6 protein-coding genes are annotated in these 6,675 nt (G+C 61.8%); all 6 read right to left on the bottom strand.

Translation table 11 applies throughout. From position 1 onward, the window contains the following. Positions 1-147: 147 nt before the first annotated feature. Genes ACH6CV_RS10720 through ACH6CV_RS10695 form a run of 6 tightly spaced genes read right to left on the bottom strand, consistent with a single transcriptional unit; the run spans position 148 to position 6,664 of the window. The gene (locus ACH6CV_RS10720) at positions 148-429 is read right to left on the bottom strand and encodes a Dabb family protein (RefSeq protein ID WP_456358187.1); all 282 of its coding nucleotides are present in this window, start codon (positions 427-429) and stop codon (positions 148-150) included. 20 nt (positions 430-449) lie between these two features. Next, positions 450-2,453, bottom strand: a complete 2,004-nt coding sequence (locus ACH6CV_RS10715) for an oxidoreductase (protein WP_456358186.1) — start codon at positions 2,451-2,453, stop codon at positions 450-452. Continuing rightward, positions 2,450-3,688, bottom strand: coding sequence for an MFS transporter (locus ACH6CV_RS10710; RefSeq protein WP_456358189.1), 1,239 nt, complete (start codon positions 3,686-3,688; stop codon positions 2,450-2,452). Before ACH6CV_RS10710 ends, ACH6CV_RS10715 begins: the two co-directional genes overlap by 4 nt. 11 nt (positions 3,689-3,699) lie before the next feature. Continuing rightward, entirely contained in the window at positions 3,700-4,629 is a 930-nt protein-coding gene (locus ACH6CV_RS10705) for an NAD-dependent epimerase/dehydratase family protein (protein WP_456358185.1), read from the bottom strand. Continuing rightward, a complete protein-coding gene (locus ACH6CV_RS10700) occupies positions 4,626-5,837 on the bottom strand; it encodes a Tm-1-like ATP-binding domain-containing protein (protein ID WP_456358184.1) in 1,212 nt (403 codons plus the stop codon). Before ACH6CV_RS10700 ends, ACH6CV_RS10705 begins: the two co-directional genes overlap by 4 nt. Then, complete coding sequence (locus tag ACH6CV_RS10695; protein WP_456358183.1) at positions 5,834-6,664, bottom strand: phosphoenolpyruvate hydrolase family protein; 831 nt, start codon at positions 6,662-6,664, stop codon at positions 5,834-5,836. The genes ACH6CV_RS10700 and ACH6CV_RS10695 overlap by 4 nt, the downstream gene beginning before the upstream one ends. Between the last annotated feature and the right edge of the window lie 11 nt (positions 6,665-6,675).

Here is a 6,675-nt window from a genome sequence, read left to right as displayed (position 1 = left end):
CTTTACACATAATCTGGGACAGACCCATCAAACAGCGCACTGAGCGGGACAGCATCTGCCGTCCCGCTCGTCTTTTGCCGATCAGCCCTTTCGGCTGTTCTCCGATACGCCTGCCCGACAACTGGAAATGCCGTCAGGCGCGGCGGGCTACGCCTCGTAATCGATTTTTACGCCGCACTCCTGAACGGTGGCCATGTATTGACGTATGGATTCATGATATTCATTCTTTCCGAAAGCCAGAAAATCCTCCATCGTCAGAAACGAGCAGCTCTCAATGAGGTCGTAAGAATTGTATGCATGCTTGAAATCCAACGCGACCTCCATGTCATGGATTTCCGGAATGTGCGCCTTAAGCGTTTTGAGCTTTTCGGCGACCTCCGACCGGTTCACCTTGGGCAGCAGTCTGTACAGATACACATGCTTGATCATAGCCGTCTCCCTCTTTCGCCTCAGATGTTCATGCCCAAATACCAGCCCTCAAAGATCGCGTCGTGAATCTTGCGGGGCTGCTTGCAATCGCCGATGCTGTAAACCATCGGGCGCTTTGCGATGAGCTCGTCGTACAGGCCGCTGTTGGACGTCATACCCGTGGCCAGCACCACCGTGTCGCAGGGAAGCGCCACCACGTCTCTGGCGGGGTTGACCACCAGTGCGCCCTCGTCCGTCACGGCGTGCAGTTTGCTCTCCCCCATAATCCCGACGTTGTGCTCGCGCAGCAGATCGATAATCATTTCTTTCTGCGAGCTCATCATGCCTCTGGTGGCAATGCCCTTCTCCATCTCGACAATCGTCACCTCGTGACCCGCCTGCGCCAGCCAAAGCGCGGTTTCCACGCCTTCCAGACCGCCGCCGACGACCACGACGCGCTTCCCGGCCTGCGCCTCGCCTCTGAGCAGCGCACAGCAAGTGACGGTCTTTCCCTCGTCCGCCCCGGCGATGGGCGAATAACGGTAGGCCGAGCCTGCGGCCACCACCACCACGTCGGGGTTTTCCCGTTCGATCAGCGCCGCGTCCACCTCGGTATTCATGCGGATTGACACATGCGCGTTGTCCATCTGGCGCAAATACCACGCGATCAGCCGCTTGATGTCGTCCTTAAAATCAGGCACCGCAGCCTCGTTGAGATGCCCCGCCAGCCTGTCCGTCTTTTCATACAGCGTCACGTCGTGGCCGCGCAGGGTGGCCACCCGCGCGAACTCCATGCCCGCCACGCCGCCGCCCGCCACGAGAATCTTCTTTTTCTCGGGCGTTGGCGTGATGCGGGAGATGCCCTCCTTACTGCAGGAAGGGTTCACCGAGCAGCTCAGGCGCATGCCGGCGAAGGCGCGTACCATGCAGCCCTCGTGACAGCCCAGGCAGGGTCGAATCTCCTCGATCTGTCCCGTTTGCGCCTTGTTGGGCCAGTACGGGTCGGCCAGCAGATCGCGGCCCAGCGCCACCATGTCCGTCTTGCCCTGCGCGATGGCGGCCTCGGCCAGATCGGGAATGCCCATCCTGCCGGCCACCATCACCGGCACCTTCAGCGCGCGCTTGACGCGGGCGGTAATGTCCACCGCGCAGCCGTGGGGCTGATAATACGGCGGATGCGCCCAATAGGTGCCCTCGTAGCAGCCGGTGTCCAGAGAAAAGCCGTCGTAGCCCGCGTCCTCGAGGATTTTGCACATTTCAACGGCTTCCTCCGGCTCCCGGCCCATCTCCGCCATGCCAGGGTGCAGCGCGCTCTTGAAGGGCGCGCCGATAAAATGCTTCGCGCCCGTCCGGTACGTAACGGTGTAGTCCTTTCCGCAGGCGCGCTTGATCGCCTGCAGAATCTCGATGGGGAATGTGCAGCGGGCGCGGAGGTCGCCGCCATATTTGTCGGTGCGCCGGTTCCACAGCGCGGTTGTGAACTGGTCGATGAGGTACCCCTCGTGCCCGTGCACCTCAATGCCGTCGATTCCCACCTGCTTGCACAGTGCCGCCGTCTCGCCAAAGGCCGCGACGATTTTCTCAACCTCCCGCGTCTCCAGTGCCCGGCAGGTGACGTCTCGCTTGTAATAGCACAAATTGGGCGAGGCGGATACCGGGGTTACGCCCGAATCGATGATATGACCCGGCGTCACCCGGCCCGGCCCGGCGGAGAGCTGGATGAAAATCTTCGCGCCGTAGGCGTGCACGCGAGATACCAGCTCGCTCATCTCCCGGAGGGAATGGTGGTTGAAATAGCACCAGCCGTAGATTTTCTGCTTTTCGTTGTAGCAGCGCTCGATTTCGTTTTCGCACTTGAACACGCCCGTGACAATCAGGCCCGTCCCGCCCCGGGCGATCTCGGTAAAGTAGTCGATCATCGTTTCCGTCACGGAGCCCGTGTCGTTTCGCATCTGCGAGGAATTGTTCACCGGGGCCAGCGCGATTCTGTTCTTGATGAACGTCTTGCCGATGGTGATGGGCGTAAAGAGGTGTTCGTACTTCATGTGTGTGTCATGCTCCTTTCGACGTGTCGCCGGGTGCCGGCAAATACCGTGAATATGCCCAGCCCCTGAATCAATCCGATGAGGACAAACATCTGCGAGTAGCTCATCCGGGAAGCGCACAGCCCGATGAGCGCCGAGGCAACGGCCTGTCCAATTTCAAAGGAAACCAGAAAGATACCCAATCCGCCCATGCGGACGTTGCCGGGCAGGCAGTCCATCACTTCGCTGACAATGGGCGTGTAAATGGCCGATGTGCCCAGACCCGCGAGGATGGCCGGCGCGATCAGGTCGGTCGCCGTATGAAGCCGCCCCAGGAGGATCGAACCAAGCGTCAGGCAGAGATAGGCAAAGAGCAGAATCCGTCTGCCGCCAAACCGGTTCATACACGCGGGCACAAACCATCTGAAAAGGATGTTGACGGCGGAGTAGAGGGTAAAATAGACCGAGCAGTTGCTCACGCCCACAGACGCGCCATAGGGGAGCAAAAAGGAGAGCATCGCGCCATTGCTCACGCCCCATGTCAGGTAGGAGACGAAAAGCAGCAAAAAGCGCTTGTCCCCGAGCGGCGCGAGGCGGCGCGCGAGCGGCACGGGCGCATCCCTCGCGCCGGGCGATTTCGCGCCCCCGCGCAATCGCCCGTACACGCGGACGAAAAGCGCAAAGCCCAGCGCGCACACCGCGATCAGAGAGGCATATAGCGCGGCAAAGCCCCAGCGCCCGATCACCGCCTGAGAAAACGTCGGCGCGATGGCGGTGCATATCACGGTGTTGAAGCCCACCAGATTGATCATGTACTTGACCTGCGCGGGGCGCTGCGCCTGACCGGTAAAGAGCGGAATCTCCGTCACTGACAGAGTTGAATACGCGATGCCCGCGAGCACCGCCCCCGCCAGCGCCAACGGAATCGAGCCGAGCCACAGGGCGAAAAGATGGCTAAGCACGGCGACCAGACACGCGGACGCCACCAGCGCCATCATCGGCTTGGCGCCGCTTTTATCCAGCATCGCCCCGACGACGGGCTTGACCGCCACGCTGCACGCCACCATAATGGCCAGGAGCATGCCCGCCGCCAGCGTTGAGCCGCCGATTTCTCCGATGAACAGCGCCAGCGTGGTCTTCATCGTCATGATTGCCGACAATTGCAGCAGGCAGCACAGGAAGGCAAGCGCCGTGTAGCGGTGTGCGCGCCACAGTTCCCGGACGGCCGGGCCGGTACTTCCGGCCATCTCCCTCATCTTCACGCTTCTCATCCCCTGCCCGCTTCGTCCTCTTCCAGCAATACGCGCCAGGTGTATTCGGGCCGGTAGCCCAGCATGCGTTTGGCCTTATCAATGCCGTACAGTGCGGCGTTGGGGTTCTCCGCGTAGCGGGCGGGCGCCTTGAGCAAGGGAACGTCCGGGAAATAGCGCCTGATCAGCTCCAGCGTAGGCAGGCCGCACATGCAGTCCTCCGCGCCGATGTTGAATGCCTCAAAGCCAAAACCCGACTGCGCGCCAGCATACGCCACCACCTTCTCAAAAGCCTGCACTGCATCCTCCACATGCACGTATTGCCACATGAAATCGCGCATGGAGAGGTTGCCGAACTTGACCTCGGGGTTGTCGATGTCCGCAACCACATCGTACCACGACCATTTTCCGCCCTTTTTCGGGGCCATGACGGTGGCCAGGCGCAGCGCGATGGCGTCCATGTCGTAGAGTCTTGCGTAGGCCTTCATGTAAGCCTCCGCTGCCGTCTTGCCCACGCTGTAATTGCGATCGGGAATCAGCGGCATTTCCTCATCCACGGGGAAGTACGCGGGCGCAAAGGGCTTGCTGGGCTTAAGCAGCGCGTACACCACGACGCTGCTGGCAAAGACAAATCGCTTCACGTCGTTCTTCGCCGCCGCGTCCAGCACGTTGAACGTCCCTTCGAGGTTTACATGGAAAATCTTCCGGCTGTCGCCGTTCTCCACGGGAATGGCCGCCAGATGGATGACCATGTCCATATCGCGCGTGGCCTGCTCCATGTCCTCCTGCCTCAATATGTCCGCCTGCATAAACTCCGCGACTTCCGTCTGGGGCGGAACCTGATCCGCCACCCGGACATGGTATCCCTGCTGCGTCAAGCGCCGCGCCAAGCGGCCCCCGATGCTTCCACTGCCGCCTGTGATGAGAATCCGGCGGATGCGGTTCATACATTTCCCTCCATTTTTTCGTCCATGATTTCGTCGAACACGCGCAGCACGTCCTGCGCGAACCGGTCGTCGTTGATGTTCCCGGGACTGCGCCTGAGCCGCAGACGCCCGCCGGCCTCCGCCTCGGCGCTTTGGGTGAAGGCCCGGATGCCGTCCGGGTCGTAAAACGCCTTGCCCGGCGCGTCCCACATGGAAAAGCCGCCCTCCGGAATGACGATGACGGCGGGGCCCTTCGCCCGGCAAAGATCCCCGGCGATGTACGCACCCATGCGCGCCCGTTCCTGGGCGGTTGTCTGAAGCAGCGTCATATTGGGCGAATGCGCGATGTATTGGCGCCCGGCAAGCGCCTGGGGCACCTTCTCCAAGGGCGTGGCGTTGAGCAGCATATCCAGCGCGCCCGGCGCCGTGATGATGGGCACGCCCGCCTCGCGCACCGCTTCTAGCCGCCGCGGCATGCCGCCCGTTTCGGGATAAATCAGGCCCTTGGTCACTTCGCAGGGCGTAATGTCCAGCATCGCCTCCAGCCGTCCCTCCCGCGCCAGATCGTCGGCGATGCCGGTATAGAAGTGGAGCACCACCACATCGCGGCCCCGCTTCAAGAGCCCTTCGCGCAGCTTCATCACACAGGGCGTGGTCACGCCGAGGCAGGAGACGGCCACGCAGGATTTGAGCGCCTGCGCATCGGGGCGATTTTCGGTCATGCCCGTGATCGCGGCGGCGGCTTCCTGTATGATGGTTCGGGTCAGGCTGTTGAGCCCCACCAGATCCACCATCGAGCGCAGCACGCAGATGTCGGAATTTCCAAGGAACTGCGTGAGGTTGGATAGGGTCGTGACCAGGCATTTGGGAAAGCCCAGGGGCAGCAGGCGCATGATTTTCGTGCCCATGGAGGTGCCCGATCCGCCACCCATGGCGATCACGCCGTCAATTTCGCCCTTCTCAAAGAGCTCTATGGCGATTCGCTGCCCGCCCAGAATCGCGGCTTCAATCGCCGCGCCTCGCGCGTTTCCGTCCCTGAGCCGGGCAAGGCTCACGCCCGCCCGCGTCATGACCGCCTCGCGGGGGATGTCGCCGGCAAAGGCCGGCGCGCCCAGGATACCAAGGTCCATCACCGTGGCGCGCATACCCAGCCGTTCGATCTGCGCTTTCAGGTACGAAAATTCTTCGCCCTTGGTGTCCAACGTGCCGATTACGAGGATGTTTTTCATGCGTTCCTCCCCAGAGGCACCGCCTTAAACGCTTTAACTGTGTTCAAAATGGCGGATTCAACCGGCGTCCTCTCCACGCTGGAAGCGCCGATATAGCCCACCGCGTCCGTGTAGCGATAGATGTCCATGGCGCTTTCCGGGTCCTTGAAGGGGCCGCCGTGGGCGAGGCAGACGGTTTCGGGATTGGCGCGCTTGGCCGCCGCGATCAGGCGATTGACGATCTGGCAGGCTTCCTGTATCGATCTGTGCGGAATGCCCGCCAGCCCGCCGCCGGTGCCGCCGACGTGGGCGATGATCATGTCGCTGCCCGCCTCCACCATCTCAACGGCCTCCTGCTCCGTCCATACATAATTCAAGTTGTACAGTCCGGCTTCGTGAGCCAACCGCGTAAAGGCCAGCTCTCGTTCAAAGCCGTGCCCGATGCTGCCCCGGAGCTTGACGTATTCGGGGCCGTAGATGCCGATCATCGGATTGTGGCACACACCCGATACGCCCGCCTTCATGAATTGATCCAGGAGCTTCCTGTGATCCCAATTCAGCGGATCGTTGGCGTCCACGCCCACAAACAGCGGCGTATGCTCGACCACCTGATACAACTCGTGGTGCATGCGGTAGCTAACGGCATTGGCCTCTCCGATGAGCCGGGTGGGCTGACCCATCAGGCGGCTGCGTCCGGTGCTGTACAGCACAATGAAGTCCACCCCCGCGGCCTCGGCACTGCGCCCGATGATGCCGGCGCTGGCGCCGCTGCCAAAGAGCGGGCGATCCGAACGAATGGTGTTTTCAAAACGCTCCTTGATTTCCTGCCGTGTGAATGTGCGTCCCATGTTTCTCCCCC

The sequence above is a fragment of the Anaerozeibacter quisquiliarum genome (genome assembly GCF_051162045.1).
Classification (GTDB): domain Bacteria; phylum Bacillota; class Clostridia; order Christensenellales; family Aristaeellaceae; genus Anaerozeibacter; species Anaerozeibacter quisquiliarum.
This window is presented reverse-complemented; position numbering and strand designations above follow the sequence as displayed.

Excerpts from the sequence above, each read along its gene's own strand:
- ACH6CV_RS10705 (WP_456358185.1), bottom strand. The coding sequence starts at position 4,629 with ATGAACCGCATCCGCCGGATTCTCATCACAGGCGGCAGTGGAAGCATC.
- ACH6CV_RS10700 (WP_456358184.1), bottom strand. The coding sequence starts at position 5,837 with ATGAAAAACATCCTCGTAATCGGCACGTTGGACACCAAGGGCGAAGAA.
- ACH6CV_RS10695 (WP_456358183.1), bottom strand. The coding sequence starts at position 6,664 with ATGGGACGCACATTCACACGGCAGGAAATCAAGGAGCGTTTTGAAAAC.
- ACH6CV_RS10710 (WP_456358189.1), bottom strand. The coding sequence starts at position 3,688 with ATGAGGGAGATGGCCGGAAGTACCGGCCCGGCCGTCCGGGAACTGTGG.
- ACH6CV_RS10720 (WP_456358187.1), bottom strand. The coding sequence starts at position 429 with ATGATCAAGCATGTGTATCTGTACAGACTGCTGCCCAAGGTGAACCGG.
- ACH6CV_RS10715 (WP_456358186.1), bottom strand. The coding sequence starts at position 2,453 with ATGAAGTACGAACACCTCTTTACGCCCATCACCATCGGCAAGACGTTC.